Here is a 20,238-nt window from a genome sequence, read left to right as displayed (position 1 = left end):
GCAACTTCACGGCGACAAAGAAGCGACAAACTCATCGGGAACGAATGTGACCAGCCAAAGACAGGTCTTCGGTGAAAGGCAGGAGCCTTTCATTAGTCCCCGATAGCATAAATTATGTTACCGGGGGAAACTCAGATACAAAGAATCAGTTTGGAGAGCTTACTTATTGTAGACGGCCTGCGTGGCAGGACGCTGGCTGATTTTTTCTAACCATTTTTCTACAGCGGGATAATCCTGCAAATTAATTTTTTGATATTCATAGCAATACGCCCACGGATAAGTAGCAATATCCGCGATACTGTATTCATTGCCGCCGAGATAAGGTGTTTTTTCCAGCTGAGTATTCAGTACTTTGTATAGCCGCTGAGTTTCTGTTACATAGCGATTTATTGCGTAGGGAACAACTTCAGGCGCATAGCGGTTAAAGTGATGATTCTGTCCGAGCATCGGGCCGAATCCCCCAATCTGCCAGAATAGCCACTGTAATTGCCGGATACGTTCCCGTTCATTCTGGCTCAATAGTTTCCCGGTTTTTTCCGCCAGATAGAGCAAAATAGCACCTGATTCGAAGAGCGATAAGGGTTCTCCTCCATCGGCAGGTTGATGGTCGACAATAGCAGGGATTTTATTATTGGGTGAAATGGCGAGAAACTCTGGCGTGAACTGTTCATTGGCGCTTATATCGATGGGATAAATCGTATAAGGGAGGCCCACTTCTTCAAGAAACAGCGCGATTTTATGGCCATTAGGTGTAGGAGCATAGTATAGGTCTATCATATAACCTCTAGTAATAATAATGTTAGGATTAATGTTAGATTTATTACATTACCATTGTTCCTGTTTGACTGTAAAATTCCATCGAAGCAAAAGTCGGCATATATATTATTTAGTAAAGGTTTGAAGATGACTCAAGAAAAATCAGTAGATATTGAGTGGGTTGATATTGTCAATGAAGAAAATGAAGTCATCGCGCAGGCAACCCGTGAGCAAATGCGTAATCAAAACCTGAGGCATCGGGCAACTTATATTGTTGTACATGATGGCATGGGGAAAATTCTGGTTCAGCACCGTACAGAAACAAAAGATTTTTACCCCGGCAAACTGGATGCAACTGCGGGTGGCGTGGTCACGATGGGAGAGCATCTGCTTGAATCAGCCCGTCGTGAAGCAGAGGAAGAACTGGGAATTGCGGGAATTCCTTTTGCTGAACATGGCATCTTCTATTATGAAGAAGAAATTTGCCGTATATGGGGAGGATTGTTCAGTTGTGTCAGCCGTGGGCCATTCGCATTACAGGAAGACGAGGTTTCTGCGGTTTACTGGTTATCACCGGAAGAAATTACAGCCCGATGTGATGAATTTACGCCAGATTCTCTGAAAGCCCTCTCTCTATGGCTGTCACGTAATAAAGATCTATCCTGATCCAATAAATATTCCCTTTTCATTGCGTATATACACAATGAATTTCAAGATGCGTTGCGGCGGCAAGGGAGTGAACCCCGGGAGCATAGATAACTATGTGACTGGGGTGAGTGAGCGCAGCCAACAAAGAGGCAACTTGAAAGACGAAGTGTATAAGCAGAATGGAGCCAGAATGCTTAATTCTGCTTAGCAAAATCTGATGTTAACTCCCGCTAAATACCGGCAGGAATGCAACATATTATTCCCAGTAACCTTTACCAGCACTTTCGCCGTCTGTTGTGCCTTTTCCAAAACCTTCAAAATGACCAATTACACTAAAACCATTCCAAAACTGCATACTGCCCGCAAAAAATGTTACAGCAGAAGTATAGGCTGTTCCGTTTTTATAGAGAAAGTCAATCTCATCAGAAAGTTCTAAGGATCATATTTGATAAACAAAAAATCTTATTTTAAATGCTAAATTATAACTCGTGGTTTTATCTGATAATGTTCTTTCTCAGATTTTATCTATACCTTTTAATCTTTCCTTTAACAGTTCAGAGAGAAAGCCAGATGTTTTTTATTTCCATTCATTAAGTCATATTTTATTCACCATATCCTCCTGATATTTTTTATTTATCACATATTAATTAATCTTTTTTTGTGTCTAAATGGTGTTATTTTATTGTTTTTTAAAGAATAACCCGTGGTTTTTCTTAAGCTAAAGTAATTTTTTAAATTGAAACAATAATGGATTAAAGGTATACCAATACCCTGTTACGTAAAACGTTAGTCGTTTATCTTTATAGCGGCAAACATTATAAAATTTATAATGAAGAAAATAATAAATATACTTAATATAGGCTTCGTCTTTTAGGTCAGATTCATTAGGGGAGTGTTATGGCTTCATTGAATCACGAAACACATCTGACAATGGCCGATTTTTACAATGCCATTGTGCGTACCTTTATTGATGTCACCATCGTTGGCGGAATTTATTTTTTCCTGTGTGGTTTACAGGGAGAAGCGCCTTCAGCCAGTGTTTATCTTATTATTTACCCTTTAGTTTCGATTGTTACAGTTTCTTTTGAGATTATATTTGATAATGTCAAATCTGTTCCGGATAAATATAGTCATCAGACTCTATCAAATAATATTAAAAATTCAGGTGTCCTGATAAACAAGAATGGCAGTGTTTATCGGCTATGGGGATTGATTACCCTTTATGCCTTTATGTTTTATATTATACTGATCCTGCCATTTTGTTTTTTATTACAGAGTATTTCTATTTCGTCACAATTAAATATTTGGTTAGCATTAACTGGCAGTTTTTTATTGATATCACTTTCAAGTTGTTTCATTGTATCCAGACTTAAACATTACGCTATTGAACTATATGGCCAGTTATTCTCCGCTAAAAAAGGTGAAGTAAAAAAAGAAGACAGTGATTCTCATATAATATTTAATTATTTTTTACCCTGGGCAATTATTGGTGCTGCGATTGCAGGTTTATTGGCATATGGTTATTTTCGTGCCGAGAGTGGTAATTTTACCGATGTAATTACCGTTTCAATGGTAGCCTTCAGTGCAGGCGGAACATCTTATATTATTTCTTTATGGATAGCTTATGTAACACAAAAACAATCTATCCTCGATATTAAAGCAAATTTATTACATTTTGAAAAAGATGATAAGCTTGATGAATACTCAATGTATTTTCTCATTCATCTCTTCAGTGGTGGTGTCATAACATTAATTTTTATTGCGTCTAAATTTTTATCGATTGAGCATTTTTCTCTGATACAAATCATCGTTATTGAAACACTTGCCGGAGCAGCGGCTGCTGTAGCGGGTTCATTAGCCGGATTATTAAGAGGAAGATCAAAAACGTTATCCTAAAAAGTTTAATTAATATTTTTGTCAGAATATCTTGCTAATCTATTTTGGCTGCGGGTATTTGAATACATATTCGAAAATATACTCAATAGATTGAGAATGGTATTCCTGATAGCAGTGAAAACACTCAATACAGTGCATGAGATATGCGCTGGATATGGGATTGCTTTATTCAGAACGCGAGGGATGTATGTCCAGGACATATTTTTTGCATGACAGAAAAATTAATGGAGATATTGCGATTGTCGGGATGGCAACTCATTTCCCTGATGCTCCGAATTTATATCAATTCTGGGAAAACATCATAGGTAAAAAGGATTCGCTGATCGATATCACGGAGATGTCAAAAGAAGAATATTGGAAAAAAGAAGACTTTTATCATCCAGACCCGACAGTCACTGATAAAACTTATGGTCATCGAGCCGGTTTTGTGCCAGCGATTGATTTTGATCCGGTAGAATTCAAAATTCCTCCCGCTATTCTTGATTCACTCAGTACCGCTCAGTTATTTGCCTTGTATGTGGCTAAACAGGCAATGCAGGATGCTGGCTTGCTGGATCAGCAAAACAGTAAAACTGACCGTGATCGTATTGGTGTGATTTTAGGCGGTGGCGGCAACGGCAATACATCATTTTCGCTGGCTGCCCGCCAGCAGGCACCTTATCTGCGTGAAATCATGACAAAGGCAGGTCTTTCCGAAGAAGTCGCGGATGAAATTATTGAACGTGCGCACGGAATGTATCTGGAATGGAACGAAGACAGTTTTCCGGGATTTTTGGGTAATGTGGCCTGCGGCAGGATCGCCAGTTATTTTGATCTTGGCGGAACATCCTATATGGTGGATGCGGCTTGTGCCAGTAGTCTTGCCGCAATCAAGGCCGCTATCGGGGAATTACATTCAGGTAGCTGTGATGCTGTCTTAACGGGCGGCGTCAATCTGGAAAACTCCATTTTTTCTTTCCTGTGTTTCAGTAAAACACCTGCTTTATCGAGAAATAACGTATCCCGGCCCTTCGATCAGAGTGCTGATGGCATGATGCTGGGGGATGGTGTGGGAATGTTGGTGTTAAAGCGCCTTGAAGATGCAGAGCTGGATGGCGACAAAATCTATGCAGTCATAAAATCCGTTGAAGCCTCCAGTGATGGCCGTGCAAAAAGTATTTTTGCCCCCCGTCTGGAAGGGCAGGTAAAAGCGCTGAAACGGGCTTATGCCAGTGCAGGTATTATGCCGGCTGATATTCAGCTCGTTGAAGCACATGGCACCGGTACAGCTTCCGGTGATGATACTGAACTCAAGAGCTTGCACGCGGTCTTTGGGGAATCTCAGCTTCCGCCGAAATCGGTGGCAATCGGCAGTATCAAATCCCAGATTGGGCATACCCGTTGCGCCGCTGGTGCTGCTTCTATGATCAAAGTGGCACTGGCATTACACCATAAGGTATTACCACCCACAATTAATGTGGAAAAACCGACAGATTTGCTGATGTCGGAAACCAGCCCGTTCTATGTCAACAGTGAATCCAGACCGTGGCTACGTTCGGTCAGAAATGCGCCACGCCGGGCGGCGCTGAGTGCATTTGGTTTCGGCGGAACTAACTTTCATGCCATTCTGGAAGAATACGAGAAACAGGCAAATGGGCGTTATCGGCTGAATGAATCCCCCTGGGTTGTGCTGCTTAAAGGGGAAAACCCCGCTGAATTACTTACGCAGTGTGAAGCCACATTATCCCTCTTTACCCGTGATTCAGCGGAAAATGCCATCCGCAGGCATCTTGAACAACAGGATATTGATAATTTACAGCGGCATCAGGCCAGAATACTGTTCGTTTCTCAGTCCATAGAACAAACGGTGGAACTGCTTTCCACTGCGATCAGGCAATTACAGAAAAACAGCACAGAAGGCTGGGAACACCCTCACGGGATTTATTATCAGCCTGAAGGAAAAATGCTGGATGGCAGAATCGTTGCCCTGTTTCCGGGTCAGGGTTCGCAATATGTCAATATGGCGCGGGATATTGCTAATGATTACCCTGAAATGCGTCAGGCACTGGAAGTGCTGGATGATATTGCCGTCAGTGAATCAGGTCACGAATTATCCCCGATCATTTACCCTGTTCCGGCTTTCTCAGATGAAGAATATGCCGGACAGCAGCAGCGGCTGACAGATACCGCTAATGCTCAGCCTGCATTGGGTGCAGTCAGTGCCGGTTATTTCAATATATTGGGAAATATGGGATTCAGGCCTGATTTTGTGGCCGGTCACAGCTATGGTGAGGTAACGGCACTTTGGGCAGCGGGCGTCCTTTCCGACAAAGATTTCCATCGGATTTCCCTTGCCAGAGGCAGGGCCGCCGCATCAGCGAGTCAGCTTTGTGGTACAGGTTCTGATGCCGGTGCGATGCTGGCGGCATCATTACCTCATGACCGGCGTGGAGAAATACTCCACCGTTATACAGACGTTATTATTGCCAATGATAACTCTGAACAGCAGGTCGTCTTCGGAGGAGATACTGCTCAGATTAATCAGCTACATAATGAATTGAAAACACAGGGCATTCATTGCCGTATTCTGCCGGTATCTGCCGCTTTCCATACCCGGTTTATCCAGCCTGCTTATCAGCCTTATCGTGAATATCTGGCGGATATTAACTTCCAGTCACCGGAGTGCCAGTTATTTTCCAGTGCAACGGCAGAACCTTATAGCCATTCACCTCAGCTGATCAAAGAATTACTGGCAGAGCAGCTGATAAAACCCGTCCAATTCCGCCAGACCATAGAAGCCATCTACCAACAAGGAGGGCGTTTATTTGTTGAATTTGGGCCAAAAGGCGTTCTGGGCAAACTCGTGTCCGATATTCTGAAAAATCGGCAGCACACTGTAATTTCAACTAACCCCACCGATAAAGGGGAGGAGAGATTACAGCTTGCCCGTGTTCAGGCCCGGTTATTGGCAGAAGGTGTAAAACTGCGGGATATCAACCGGTATGTCCGTATTCAGCCTGTGGAAGAAGAAAAGAATAGACGTCTGACGTTCAGATTAAGTGGCGGTTTCTTCCTGTCTGAAAAAAATAAAGCCCGGCGTCAGCACGCATTACGTGTTGGCGATCATGCTGTTGTTGAGCGGTTTATCGCAGGATCTTTGCCCGTACAGGCAGAAGTTGAAAGTCCCCCTGTTTATGAAGTTGAAAGTAGAGTCGAAGTTATCGCTGAAAGTGATCTTAAAAGCGAGATTGAAACCGAGATTGAAACCGAAAAAGTGGTAGAGCATAACCAGCCCGTTTCAGCCGAATTTATCCGACAGAACGTACTGACAATTATTCAAAAACGAGATAACCCTATGGAACAGAATAATAAAATAAGTGAAAGCCTGAATGCCGACACACTAAATGAACTGTTGCAGGCCCAGCAAGTGATGAGCCAACTACATCAGCAATTCCAGACAAATCAGAAAGAATATATTCAGTTGCTGAGTATGTTGCTGGAAAAACAATACAGTTTGATGGAAACCTGCCGGGATCATCAGAATCTGCCAGTGATGCTCTCCAGCCTGAGTCAGAGTGTTCAATTGTTGGATAAAAATCTTGAACTGTACCATACCAATCACGAGCGTTATTTTATGACTCAGCAGAGCCTGTTCCAGTCCGGACAGGTAACTTCTGCTATGTCATTATCATCTATGTCACCATCGCCTAAGTCATCACTATCGGTGAGCCATGTAACACCGCCTACAGTGAAATACTCTGCTCCGGTTACGCCTGTGGCACCAATTTCGACAGCAATGACGAACATCCATTCAGCCGAAAAAATGGAAGAGATTGTGGCTGTACGTCCAGTCGTGCCGGAAATGCCTGAATTGCCTGCAACCGAGGAAATGCCGGTTGCGCCGATGGTATCAATGACCGCTTCTGAACCTGCCAATGAGCCGGTTAAACCAGAGCCGGAACCGGCTGAAATCAAAGTAAAAACACAAAAACTCACTCCGGAAATAGAAAAACTGGTCAGGCGTCTTGATCAGATCACCATAGAAAACATTATCAGCCAACTGGTAAATATCGTCAGTGAAAGAACGGGTTATCCGCAAGATATGATCAGCCCTGAAATGGATCTGGAAGCCGATTTGGGGATTGATTCCATCAAACGGCTGGAAATTTTTGGCGCAATGTTTGATGCCTTCTCGGCAAATCTGGAGTTGTACGGTGAAACATCAAGAAATAAAGATCTGGAAAACTTCGAAGTCGATTCACTGAGTACTATCGCCAGAATGAGTAGTTTCTTCAGGGAGATGGTCGATGAAGCGATTAATGCCTTATATAGCAGGGAGAACGGTCCCGAATCAGTGCAATCTCCAACACTGACAGAAAACCATCCTGCTGAAAAGCAGCAGAAAGAAATGAAAGAAATGGTGACGGACAGAGGCGAGAAATCAGATAAATTACGCTCTCTGGGGTTCGTTACATCAACGACATCATCTGCGAGTGCCAATGTAAAAAAGCAGTTGGCTGAATCGCAACGGATAGAGACCTCTGCGGTTCAGCCTGTACTGAATCATCACACTGTATTGAATAAAGAAGCACCGAACAAAGAAACTGAAAAAGACCCTTTTGCTGCCTCGCCGGTTTCCCGTTTTGCCGTGGTGAAACAGGCATTGCCGAAGCCGGAGCGTTTGCAGGATGTTTTTGCATCCCCGAAATGCTGGCTGATCGTCGATGAAGCAACAGCCGGATCGACTTGTGCGAATACTTGTGCGAATACTTGTGCGAATAGTATTGCTGAGTCATTGAAAACGCAGGGCCAAAGGGTCGTCATTATGTCACTGAGGCGGGATCAGGCATTAATGAGCGATGAATCGCTACTGGATGCCGCCCTGACAGATATTGAACGGCAACATGGCCCTATTGACGGCGTTATCTATTTACAGGCGGTCAAACAGCCAGTTAAGGGGCTGACTGATGTATTCAGTGAGCAGGATTATCGTTCAGTTGAGACAACTTTTCTGCTGGCTAAACGCCTGCAAGGGAGCCTTACCGGTGATGGGAAAAGATCGGGGTATTTCATGGTGATTATGCGGGGGGACGGTGAACTGCTGACCTCCGGCCGTGAGTACTTACCTGTCGTTTCTGCGGGTATCACCGGGCTGACAAAATCGCTGAACATTGAATGGGCTAATGTTTTCTGCCGGACAGTAGACATTGATGCCAGAGTCAAAGACAGCGATGTGGCAAAAATAGTGATGGAAGAGCTTCAGGACAGCCGGACTGAAATGGGTGAAATCGGGCGTGGCGTGAATAATGAACGCATGACATTAGCCCTGAGGGAAGAAAAAGCACTCTCAGTGGCTCCTGAGATGCAGGTCAGTCCCCGTGATGTTCTGGTTGTCACCGGAGGTGCCCGCGGCATAACTGCACACTGTATTACTGAACTGGCAAAACAGAGTCAGGCGGCGTTTATCCTGCTTGGGCGTACTGATATTACCGCACCGTTGCCGGTATGGTCAGCAGGTAAAACAACCCTGTCTGAACGTAAAGCTGCGGCCATTGATTACCTTCAGGAACAAGGTATTCAGCCGACTCCGGTTAAAGTGAATAACATGCTAAGCCGCCTGATCCATATTGATGAGATTAATGCCACATTACAGGCGATCAGGCAGGCGGGGGCACGGGCAATATATCTGCATTGTGATATTACTGTGCCGGAGCAAGTAAAAACTGCACTGGAGAAAGCACAGCAGCAATTCGGTCAGATAACGGGATTGATTCACGGTGCCGGTAATCTGGCGGATAAGCGGATCGAAAAGAAAACGCTGGCCGATCTACATTCAGTTTTTCATGCCAAAGTCAGAGGGCTTGAAAATGTGTGTCGCGCAATAGACTGCACATCCCTGCGCCATATCATCCTGTTTTCATCCGTTGCCGGATTTTTTGGTAATGCCGGGCAGACTGATTACTCGCTGGCGAATGAAATACTGAATAAATTTGCTTACCTGCCGTTTCGGAACAAAAACAAACAGATAATCCGTTCAGTGAACTGGGGGCCGTGGGATGGTGGAATGGTCAGCGATGTGCTTAAGCGGGCCTATAAAGCTCAGAATATGGTGATTATCCCGCTTGAAGAAGGAGTACAGCGTTTTGTCCGTGAGTTCTTCGACTCCCGCTCACGCCAGATTACTATTGGTGGAAGAATGTATATGGCCCCGAAAAAAATGACACCATGATATTTCAACCGATTTCAAGGTGCGTCGTAGTGGTAAATTAATGCAGCCGACAAAAAAGCACCTTGAAAGACGAAGTGTATAGCAAAAAATAATTATGGCTTGTGAATAATAAAACAATATACCTGAGCGAAAATATCCGCTCAGGGAAACGCTATCATATTAAGGAGTCTCTCCTTTATGGAACATATTGCTATTATTGGAGTCGGATGTTTATTTCCCGGCGCGGATACCCCTGAAAAATACTGGGATAATCTATTGCATGAAAAAGATTGTTCCACTCCTTTATCAGCTCAGGAATTAGGTGTTGATCCGGCCTGTTATTATTCTTCTGAAGCGGCTAAACCTGACACAATTAATTATATTAATAATGGTCATGTTCGTGATTTTCATTTTGATGGCAAAGGTTATCATTTGCCGGAAGAAGAATTAAATACACTGGATGATCTATTTAAATGGACAATTTATGCCGCAGATCAGGCATTAAATGACAGTGGCTATCGACAGCATAAAAATATTTTGCAAAAAACCGGGTTAATTCTTGGCAGTATCGGTATGCCGACTCACTCCACTAAACAATTAATGAATCCGTTTTATCACAAAATATTACAGCCTTATATCAGAGAATTAATTGGGCAACCGGATTTTAAGTTTAATCAATTCTGGCCTCAGGCTAATCATTCTGAGCAGAATTTAATAACCGGTGGCTATAACGCCACAATTGCTGCATTAGCATTAGGGCTGGCCGGGCCTCGGTATTGCCTTGATGCCGCCTGTGCATCGGCATTGTATGCCATCCAACTGGGAGCGGATTATCTTCTCAGTCACAAGGCTGACATGATGTTGGTTGGCTCAATCTGCCATGTGGATCATATTTATATCGATCACGGATTTAATATATTGCAGGTTTTTCCGGAAAAAGGAGATTCCATTCCTTTTGATAAATCATCCAAAGGGGTAAAAGCCGGTGAAGGTATTGGCGTTATAGCAATTAAACGTTACTCCGATGCGGTTCGTGATAACGATAAAATCTATGGAGTGATTGAAGCCATTGGGTTATCTAATGATGCTGGTACTAAACATTTGTTGGTGCCGGATCAACAGGGACAAAATATTGCACTGGAGCGTGCCTATCAGAACTGTCTGCGGGAAATTGATTACATTGAATGTCATGCCACCGGCACCAATATCGGCGATCAAATCGAACTGTCAACGATTGAAGCCTTTTTTGGTGGCAGTAAAAATGCTGATGAAAGTGAAAACATTCCATTAATTGGTGCTAATAAAGCCATCAATGGCCACATGCTGACAGCATCAGGTATGGGCAGTCTGCTGAAAGTGCTGTTAGCCATGCAGCATAATCTGATCCCCGCCACGCCACGGGTTAATCAACTGGTATCGACACCGCAGGGCAAGCTTAATATCAGTCATATCGTACGGCAGGCGAGACCCTGGCCTGAGCGTCATCGCCCCAAAAGGGCCGGTATTAATGCTTTTGGTTTTGGTGGTGTCAACGGGCATATGGTCATCAGTGAAGATAGTCCTGAACGGCGATCCGCCTGTATACCCTCCCAGATGCAAAAAATGCAGAAAACGGAGCGTCTGGCGATTGTTGGTATTGGTGTTCATCTGGCAAAAACGGAAGATAACCAGACGCTGGATCAGGCGTTACAGCAGGGAACCCAACACTTTTATCCGCTGCCGAAAACCCGTTGGATTGGCATGGAAAAACGCCCGGATATTCTGGCGATGCGCGGGATCAGTCAGCCACCGTTAGGCTCCTATATTGAAACTTTTGACGTTGATTGTAGGAAATTCAAATTACCGCCCAATGTTATCGGAGCGCATCTAAGCTGCCATCTGTTTTTGTTGCCAATTGCAGAGCGGGCTTTTCTTGATGCGGGATATCAGCTGGATGGCAGTAAACGTAATATCGCCGTCATTGTGGCGGGAGGAATTGACTACAGCTGCCTGCGTTATCAGATACGTAATGAAATTAGCTGGCAGCTGGAACAAAGTTTAGTGAGCCACGGTATTCAGCTATCGGCAGAAGATATCAGCGCATTGCAGGAAATTGTTAAAGATAGCCTGTTCCCGAAACCTTATCCCGAAGGCATCACCGGCGGAATCGGTAATATCGTGGCGAGCCGTCTGGCTGCACATCTGAAACTGAATGGCCCGGCCTTTACGCTTTATAACGAAGAAAGCTCTCCGTTTAAGGCACTGGAACTGGCGCAGTTTATGCTGAGCAGACAGCATGTGGACGCAGTCATGATCGCCAGTAGCAGTTTTGGTGGCAGTCTGGAAAATGTGTTGTGGGATCACCAGTCCGAGCATGGAAATCAGATAGTCGGAGACGGGGGAGGTGTGATTGTCCTCAAACGTGAACAGGATGTCATCAAGGAGAAGACACCGGCCTATGCCATGTTAGATGGAATTGGCATCAGTTACGTACCTGATCATTCACTTGATTTCCGGATAAATGAAGACGCGATTGTTGCTGCTGCACAGTCAAGCCTGACTGCTGCGGGCTGTAGTGTGGATCAGGTTGGCTATATTGAACTGTATGCCGGGGGAAGATCCGGCGAGATTGCGACGGAACTGTCCGCACTCGGGCGGGTTTATGGTGCACCAGACGGAAAACCCACTGCGGCCATTGGTACGCTGAAAGCAAATTATGGTCATTTATCGGCATCTGCGGGTTTGCTCGCCATTATCAAATCCGCCCTGCAATTAACGCAGTGTTACTTGCCGATATTACCGGATTATCCTCAGAGACAAACGCTGGCCCAGCATGCTGCGGGTAAATTCCATTTACCGGTACAGACTCAGGAATGGCCTGCTTCAGAGGGTGCTCCGCGCCGTGCTGCCATCAGTCACTTAGGTATTGACCGTTCTTACAGCCATGTCATTTTAAGTGAACCACAAAACAGTAAACGAGTGAGTCTGACACCGCCGCCGGTATCAAATCAGCCGGGCCTGAAAGTGACGACTTATACTGCAAGAGAAAAAACAGTAGACGAATTTATTCTCAATGAGCAGACATTAGCCCGATTTGCACCTCTGAGAGCTATTTCTGTACAACAACAGGCCGTATCAGCAAAAGAAACTGAAACTACTCAAAAAGCCCTTCCACCAGCGGAAGTGAACCATTTCATACGCAATGCCCGTACTCAGTTGTGTTATCTGCAACTGGAACAGACATTTTATCAATTGATAAAGCAGAATTTAGCGCAATCCACGGATATAAAATCAACCAACCAGGCGTCGCCAATAGCGGAGAAAACCGCAGTGGCTGCCCCTGTGATTTTTGATGAACATCAATTACTGGAGCTGACCGACGGGAGCGTGGCAAAAGTACTGGGAGCGGATTATGCCGAAGTCGATAACTACCCGATCCGTACCCGTATGCCATCCCCTCCGTTTATGTTTGTTTCCCGTATTACGGGGCTTTCTGCTGTTAAAGACAAGCTGGAGCCTTGTTACATCGAATGGGAATACGATATTCCTGAAAATGCGTGGTATGCCGTTAATGGCCGCGTTCCTTCCTTCGTCGCGCTGGAATCATCCCATGCGATGATTGTCGCGTTTACCGTAATTGGCTGTGACATGCTGTTCAAAGGACAGCTTTGTTACCGCGCGGTTGACTGTAGTACGACAATTTACAGCGAAATGCCGAAAGCCGGAGAAGTATTGCGCGGACGTGTCAATATCACTTCTGTCATGCGGGTAGGAAGCCGGTTTCTGGCGGGTTACGAATATCTTTGCTATGTGGGGGATCGTCTGGTTTTCCGGCTGGTCGCCACATCGGGCTTCTTTAGCCGTAAGGAAATCGAAAAAGCAGGTGCATTTGACAGTAAGGCTTATTTTGCCAAGGCCAGAGCTGCGGCCACGGAAAACCCCTTCACGCTTTTATTATCTGATAAGCCTTCCCCGAATAAGTCATCACCAGACAGGCGGGGACAGAAAACGCCATCGTATGCTGAATTCCTGCCCAGCGCGTTTCTGCACTGCGACAAAACCACATTTAATACACAAGATATCACGCATGTCATGAATGGGGATTTGTCTGCCTGTTTCGGCTCCCGTTATGGACGCACTCATAGTGAAAACCTGTGTACGCCGGATACCCGTATGCTAAGCCGGATCCTGAGCGTTGACAAAATGGGGGGGGAATTTGGTCTGGGGCAGATAGTGGGGGAATTTGATATCGATCCTGAACACTGGGCGTTCAGGGCACATTTCAAAAATGATCCGGTCATGCCGGGAACACTATTGGTAGAAGGTTCAGAGCAATTGATGAAATTCTACTTATTTTATCTCGGATTACATTCTCTGCCGGATCTGGAAGCACAAACACTGACAGAACATACAACCAGCGCCAAATTCCGTGGGGAAGTGAAATGTACGCGGGATGTGCTGCAATTCCGGCTGACCTGTAAATCCATTGATGCCCGCTATACCGCTGATAAACAGCAGGACGGCACACTGGATTCAATCACCTTGTTTTTCATCGCAGAAACCCTTTATCGCGGCAATGTCGTGGGTATCAGTGACAACATGGGGGTGAAGTACATCCGTCGTCAGCCACAGCAAACGGCAGCGCCGGAACAGGAAGCCGCAAAATGAATCAGCCGAAAGCAATTTCGTCAAAATTGTTAAAAAACAGATTGCTAAAAAACAGTCTGTCGATGGAAAGCGTTTCCCGTTTGCAGGATTTGGGCACTGAACTGAGGGTAGTTAAATCCGGCACTTCTATTTCATTGCTATCAACGGAATTGTTATCAACGGATGAGCCAATAACCGATCCGGTTACTGTTCTGGGTAGTCTGCCTGCAATAACGGCAGGCAATCTGGGGAATGCCGGTTTTATGGCAGATTATGGTGTGGACTACGCCTATTATGCCGGTGCAATGGCAAACGGTATCCATTCTGAAGAGATGGTTATTGCATTGGGACGGCAACGAATTCTGGGGATCTTTGGTTCCGGTGGTTTGCGTATTCCCCGGATTACCGCAGCGATTGCCCGTATCCGGCAGGCATTACCGGAAGGGCCGTTCGGGGTAAATTTGCTGCATAACCCCGGTAATCCGGACTGGGAAATGGCCTGTGTGCGTCTGTGCATAGAAAATCAGGTGCAGGTAATCGAGGCTTCAGCTTATATCAACCTCAGTCCGGCACTGGTTTATTATCGTGTCAGTGGGCTGGCTCAGCAGCCAGATGGCTCCGTGTTGCGTCGCCATCGCCTGATAGCGAAAGTTTCCCGTCGGGAAGTCGCCCAGCATTTTCTGCGTCCGGCTCCCGAAAACCTGCTGCAAAAACTGTGGGCAGACGGCCTTATTACGGCTGAACAGGTTGAGTTGGCCCGTCAGGTTTCAATGGCAGATGATATTACCGTAGAAGGTGATTCCGGCGGACACACCGATCAGGGCGTACTGGCCTGTATTTTCCGCTCGGTTGTACAACTACGGGATGAAATCGCGGCATATGAAAGCCAAATCGGTTATCAGGTACGGATCGGCGCAGCAGGAGGATTGGGGACACCCCATGCCATTCTGGCCGCTTTCGCACTGGGAGCGGCTTACGTTGTCACCGGCTCAGTCAACCAGAGTTGTGTGGAAGCGGGAACATCCTCTGCCGTGAAAAAAATGCTGGGGCAGGCCCGTATCAGTGACGTTGCTACCGCGCCATCAGCGGATATGTTTGAGCTGGGTGCCAAAGTACAGGTTTTGAAACAAGGCAGCATGTATGCCGTACGGGCACAGAAACTGTACAGCCTGTATAAACAGTATGACAGTCTGGATGACTTGCCAGAGCAAGAAATAACTCTGCTGGAAAAACAGATATTTCATAAACCGCTGTCAGACATCTGGCAAGAAACCATCGACTATTTCCACTCAACCCATCAGCCCGACATTATCGCCAAAGCAGACAAACAGCCGAAGAAAAAAATGGCGCTGGTATTCCAGTGGTATCTCGGTCAGTCGTCACGCTGGGCGATTACCGGCGATCCCGTGCGCAATATGGATTACCAAATCTGGTGCGGTGCGGCAATGGGGGCCATGAATGAATGGCTGAAAGACACTCCTTTTGAGGCGGTTGAAAACCGGCACGTCAGCGACATAGCCAGACTTCTGATGAATGGGGCGGCCTGCCTTACCCGCATAGCATTACTCGAATTACTCAATGTTGCTGTACCTGAACAGATAAAACAGCATCTGTTGTTGAGTCACGGGCAATACAGCTCAAAACAGTGTGTTACAGAACAAAGCGTTACAGAACAAAGCGTTTCGGAAAAAATCGTTACAAAACAAATGCCTGACCAAAAAATAGAATCTAACCAAAAAACAGAACCTGATCAAAAATCAAAGGTGAGGAGTAAAGAATCTATGGATGCTTCAACAAAACTCTGTCTGGATAACTCAAAAGGCTTTTATAAGAAATGCTGGGATCTGATGCCCGGAGGATCGCACTATAACTTTGGCGATCCTGAGCGTCCGTTAGTGATCCCGTTTAATCGCGGGGAAAAATCCCGTGTATGGGATCTGGATGGTAATGAACATCTGGATATGTTTTGTAAATTCGGTGCATTACTGGTCGGGCATCACAATGAGGCTTACAACAGCTCATTGATCGAATATATGAATAAAGTCACTTCCGTTGATACCTGTGATTTGGAAGTTGCTGTCTGTGAAACGATGGTCAGACATATTCCTTGTGCTGAAATGGTGCGTTTCTGCCTGAGCGGAACCGAAGCTGTACAGAATGCGCTGCGTCTCGCCCGTGCTTTTAGTGGTAAAAACCGTTTTATCCGCTTCCATGGTCACTATCATGGTAATGCAGACAATATCATGGGTTGGCGTAAGAAACAGGATCTGACGTATCCGGTGCCGGAACAGTTCAAGGGTGATCTGCTGGATACATTGGGACGTGATCCTAACGTGATGACAGATCAGTCTTTTATGTTGCCGTGGAATGATATTGATATTCTGACAGCGACGATAGAGCGTTACCACGATGAAATCGGTGCCGTTCTGATGGAGCCGATCTGCATTAATGGCGGGGGTATTTTCCCGGTCGAAGGCTATCTGGAGAAAACCAAGGCGCTGTGTGAAAAATACAACATCGTGCTTATTTTCGACGAAATCATTACCGGCGTTCGTATCGGGCTGGGTGGAGCACAGAAAATACTGGGTGTGACGCCTCATCTGGCGACGTTTGGTAAAGCGTTGGGAGGCGGAGCCATGCCAATCTCTGCCATTGCCGGACGTCGGGATATTATGAATCTCTATACCCGCGGTAAAGTTATTCACGCCGGAACTTTCAACGGTTATCCACTCGGTCTGGCGGCCATTAAAACCACTTTCAGCCTGATTGAACAGGATCCCGGTTGTTATGACCGGATGGGCGATATCATGCGCCAGATTTCGAATATCTTTGTGAAAGCCGCAGAAGCTGTCGATTTACCACTGGTAGTACAGGGAATGCCGACGGCACTGGTGTATCACTCTCAGAATACACCGGTTATGTCTACTGAAGGTTACAGCGATAAAGTCAAATTCTGCGACATCATCATTCGTGAAATTTCCAAACGCTATGGCATTCAGTTCTCTCCATTGTCCCGCATGTATCCCAATCTGCTGATGTCACAGGATGACGTACGTTTCTTCGAAGAGCGGATTTTCGATGCCATGGAAAATGCCCGCAAAGTGATTGATATCGCCTTTAAAGAAGGGATCACCGGATGAGCAGGCAGATTGCTGTTGTAACCGGGGCTGGTGGGGGATTCGGCACCGCGATTGCCAGAACTTTACTGGATATCGGTTATCAGGTGGCTGCAACAGATATCAGCATACAAAAACTGACGCTCCTTAAGGAGCGTCTCGGGCAGCCGGAATCTCTGGCGATATTTGAAATGGATGTCACTGATCCCGCCTCTGTTGAGCAGGCGGCACAACAGATCACTGAAACATGGGGTAAAACGATCACGGTACTGGTGAATAATGCCGGCATTATTCACCGGACTTTCTGCCTGTCAGGTCAGGGATTACCGGAAGTCGCCAAAATGATAGATGTCAACCTGACAGGCGCCTTTAACTGCACATCGATTTTTGTCCGTTACATGGCAGCGCAGAAATACGGACGCATCATTAACATCGCCTCGATTGCCGGTATTTGGGGAGCTGCGGGTGGTGCGGCCTATGGCGCATCAAAAGCGGGTCTGATTTCTGCCACCGAATCCTGGGGGCGCGAACTGGGGCCTCTTAATATCAGCGTAACCGCGATTGCTCCGGGGGTCTGCAAAACTGACATGCTGGAGCAGTTTGTCAATTCAAGCCCAATGGAATCAGCAGCGGAAGATAAGATCGTACGTTCCATTGTACCTGTCGGACGTTGGGGAACATCCGATGATGTGGCGGAAGTTGTCGGATTTCTGGCGAGTTGTAAAACCAATTATCTCAATACTGCGGTGATCCCGCTGGATGGCGGAATGCGCGTTGGCACCATATGAAACCTGTTTAACCCATTAACGTAGATAGTGTAGAGGATGAACATGCTCAACAATACTCAAAAGGATATCAAAAACATTCTGGTGACCGGTGCAACGGGTGTTATGGGAGGACGAGTTTTACTTGAAATTCTGATGACAACTGATGCGAATGTGTATTGCCTGACAAGAGCTGAAAATAATCAGCAGGCACTGATGCGTCTGGAAGATTTTTTATTTACCTACGATCCGGAAAAACGGACCCGCGACAGTTTACATCGCATTATTCCTGTATTGGGTGATATTACAGAAACCAATCTTGGGCTGACCGAACCCTTTTACTCTGAGCTGGCCGGTAAAATTGACAGGGTGATCCATTGTGCTGCCTGGACAAATCTGGTCGCATCTTATAGCCGTCTTGCTGCCGTCAACGTGACGGGAACAGGTCATGTCATTGAATTTTGTCTGCGGGGTGATATCCCCATGCTCTATACCTCCAGTTTCAGTATCGTGGGGGAAAACCTGTACCGTGATGGCTTTGTCATGCATGAAACGGATCTGGATGTGGGGCAGAGATTCGATGACATGGACTATGAGCGTACGAAATTTGAAGCAGAACAGGCTGTTCACCGTGCGGGGGAAAAAGGACTCAGGTGGGTTATTGTGCGTCCGGGTAACATCTGGGGCGATAGTGCCAATGGCAATTACCCACTGAGAAATACCAGAGTCAAAGGTCTTTATTATGAAATGGTCAGGGCGCTGGTCGAAACCGGGCTGACTTTTAGTGCAACGGACGATTTCGATATTACCCCCGTTGATTACATCGCGCAGGCATCATTGTATGCCATTTTGAATATCGATAAATTTAACGGCAAAACCCTTCACCTGACGACGCCCAATCCAATCAAATACAACGATATTGTCGCTTTCTTGCGGGAATTTGGTTACCGCATTGAAACCATCAAAAATGAAGTTTACATGGAAGCACTGGCACAAAGCTGCCTGTATCTCAATGGACAACCTTATCGTTCAGTTTTTACTGATTTGCTGGCGCTGGTTCATGGTGGTGGAGAAATGAATGAAACGGCCAAATATGCCACCAAAATAACGACAGACTTACTCAGTGGCAGCGGTATTCAATGCCCGCCATCAGATAAAAAACTGCTTTCCTGTTATGTGAACTATCTGATTGAAAATAACTTTATTCCATCACCTCAACAGCAGGGTGAACAGGCCGAAATCCGCTCATTGTCAGCGGGCAGCGGTTATATGGAAAATTTGTTTGATGCGGATTTGTAATAAGAAAATACGGACTAAAACGGGGTTTACAATGATTGAACAAGATCTCTGTGTGACATTAATTCAAACCGATTTGTTTTGGGAAGATGCAGAAAAAAACCGGGAACACATAGAAGGCTACATTACGCAACTGGTGGAGAGTGATCTCATCGTTTTGCCGGAGATGTTCACGACCGGATTCAGTATGAAGCCGCAGGCTATCGCAGAAACGATGGATGGCCCCAGTATTCTGTGGATGAAAAAACTGGCGGCTGAGAAAAACTGTGCCATTGTCGGCAGTATGATCATCACTGAAAACCAGCAATTCTATAACCGTCTGTTATGGGTCAATGCAGATGGCTCCATTGCCTATTATGACAAAAAACATCTCTTCACTTTCGCTCACGAAGATCACGAATATACCGCAGGAAATACCCCTCTGATCGTAGAGTACAGAGGGTGGAAAATCGCCACGTTTATCTGTTATGACCTGCGTTTCCCGGTATGGTCACGCAATACTAACGGACAATATGATGCCGCACTCTATATCGCCAGCTGGCCAGCCAGACGCTCTCTGCACTGGCGTACCCTGTTACAGGCACGGGCAATTGAAAACCAGAGCTATGTCATCGGCGTTAACCGTGTAGGGCAGGACGGAAACCAGCTCGATTATACGGGGGATTCCATGCTGGTTGATCCGTTAGGTGAAATCCTGCTGCACGAAAAAGAAACCGAGGCAGTAAAAACCATGACCATCTCTCTTGACCATGTTCGGGAGACCAGAGAACGCTTTCCTTTCTTGAAAGATGCAGATCCTTTTGTTTTTCCACCGTCGTTTTAATAGAAGCGCTTTAAAAGAAGCGTCTTAAAAAGATCATGTGAAAAGGATCGTTGTAAGGCACGTTTCAGGGCTGTCTGGTTACACAACTGTTTTAATTCAAAGCGAATGTTTTTAATTGAAGGAAGA

Annotated in this window: 9 protein-coding genes; 8 read left to right on the top strand and 1 reads right to left on the bottom strand. The window is 45.8% G+C overall.

The window, feature by feature from the left end:
- Positions 1-159 precede the first annotated feature (159 nt).
- Positions 160-777 (bottom strand): glutathione binding-like protein, encoded by a 618-nt coding sequence (locus AACX68_RS00780; RefSeq protein WP_228858263.1) that lies wholly within the window; start codon positions 775-777, stop codon positions 160-162.
- A 126-nt stretch (positions 778-903) separates the two neighbouring features.
- On the opposite strand from AACX68_RS00780, the gene yfcD reads away from it, so the two are divergent.
- From yfcD to AACX68_RS00740, 8 genes are all read left to right on the top strand, one after another.
- Positions 904-1,422 carry an NUDIX hydrolase YfcD gene (yfcD, locus tag AACX68_RS00775; RefSeq protein WP_228858262.1) on the top strand — a complete coding sequence of 173 codons (519 nt, stop codon included), beginning with the start codon at positions 904-906 and terminating at the stop codon, positions 1,420-1,422.
- A gap of 879 nt (positions 1,423-2,301) precedes the next feature.
- Positions 2,302-3,300 (top strand): DUF6347 domain-containing protein, encoded by a 999-nt coding sequence (locus tag AACX68_RS00770; protein ID WP_228858261.1) that lies wholly within the window; start codon positions 2,302-2,304, stop codon positions 3,298-3,300.
- 187 nt (positions 3,301-3,487) lie between these two features.
- On the top strand, positions 3,488-9,508 hold the full coding sequence (locus tag AACX68_RS00765) for a type I polyketide synthase (RefSeq protein WP_228858260.1): 6,021 nt from the start codon (positions 3,488-3,490) through the stop codon (positions 9,506-9,508).
- Between the two features lie 177 nt (positions 9,509-9,685).
- Entirely contained in the window at positions 9,686-14,134 is a 4,449-nt protein-coding gene (locus AACX68_RS00760) for a hotdog fold thioesterase (RefSeq protein WP_228858259.1), read from the top strand.
- Positions 14,131-17,253 (top strand): PfaD family polyunsaturated fatty acid/polyketide biosynthesis protein, encoded by a 3,123-nt coding sequence (locus AACX68_RS00755; RefSeq protein WP_228858258.1) that lies wholly within the window; start codon positions 14,131-14,133, stop codon positions 17,251-17,253. Before AACX68_RS00760 ends, AACX68_RS00755 begins: the two co-directional genes overlap by 4 nt.
- Positions 17,250-18,017: an SDR family NAD(P)-dependent oxidoreductase gene (locus AACX68_RS00750; RefSeq protein ID WP_099108418.1), complete on the top strand. Its 768-nt coding sequence runs from the start codon at positions 17,250-17,252 to the stop codon at positions 18,015-18,017. Before AACX68_RS00755 ends, AACX68_RS00750 begins: the two co-directional genes overlap by 4 nt.
- Before the next feature lie 42 nt (positions 18,018-18,059).
- The gene (locus AACX68_RS00745) at positions 18,060-19,292 is read left to right on the top strand and encodes an SDR family oxidoreductase (RefSeq protein ID WP_228858257.1); all 1,233 of its coding nucleotides are present in this window, start codon (positions 18,060-18,062) and stop codon (positions 19,290-19,292) included.
- 31 nt (positions 19,293-19,323) lie between these two features.
- A complete protein-coding gene (locus AACX68_RS00740) occupies positions 19,324-20,112 on the top strand; it encodes an amidohydrolase (RefSeq protein WP_228858256.1) in 789 nt (262 codons plus the stop codon).
- Positions 20,113-20,238 lie beyond the last annotated feature (126 nt).

Origin of the sequence: Xenorhabdus sp. PB61.4 (genome assembly GCF_963894935.1) — a bacterium.
Lineage (GTDB): Bacteria > Pseudomonadota > Gammaproteobacteria > Enterobacterales > Enterobacteriaceae > Xenorhabdus > Xenorhabdus stockiae.
The sequence above is the reverse complement of the archived record's forward strand: the minus strand, read 5'-3'. Positions and strand labels throughout refer to the sequence as shown.

Bases quoted from the DNA above. Each gene is read 5' to 3' on its own strand.
- AACX68_RS00740 (WP_228858256.1), top strand. From the start codon at position 19,324: ATGATTGAACAAGATCTCTGTGTGACATTAATTCAAACCGATTTGTTT.
- AACX68_RS00780 (WP_228858263.1), bottom strand. From the start codon at position 777: ATGATAGACCTATACTATGCTCCTACACCTAATGGCCATAAAATCGCG.
- AACX68_RS00750 (WP_099108418.1), top strand. From the start codon at position 17,250: ATGAGCAGGCAGATTGCTGTTGTAACCGGGGCTGGTGGGGGATTCGGC.
- AACX68_RS00745 (WP_228858257.1), top strand. From the start codon at position 18,060: ATGCTCAACAATACTCAAAAGGATATCAAAAACATTCTGGTGACCGGT.
- yfcD (WP_228858262.1), top strand. From the start codon at position 904: ATGACTCAAGAAAAATCAGTAGATATTGAGTGGGTTGATATTGTCAAT.
- AACX68_RS00755 (WP_228858258.1), top strand. From the start codon at position 14,131: ATGAATCAGCCGAAAGCAATTTCGTCAAAATTGTTAAAAAACAGATTG.
- AACX68_RS00770 (WP_228858261.1), top strand. From the start codon at position 2,302: ATGGCTTCATTGAATCACGAAACACATCTGACAATGGCCGATTTTTAC.
- AACX68_RS00760 (WP_228858259.1), top strand. From the start codon at position 9,686: ATGGAACATATTGCTATTATTGGAGTCGGATGTTTATTTCCCGGCGCG.
- AACX68_RS00765 (WP_228858260.1), top strand. From the start codon at position 3,488: ATGTCCAGGACATATTTTTTGCATGACAGAAAAATTAATGGAGATATT.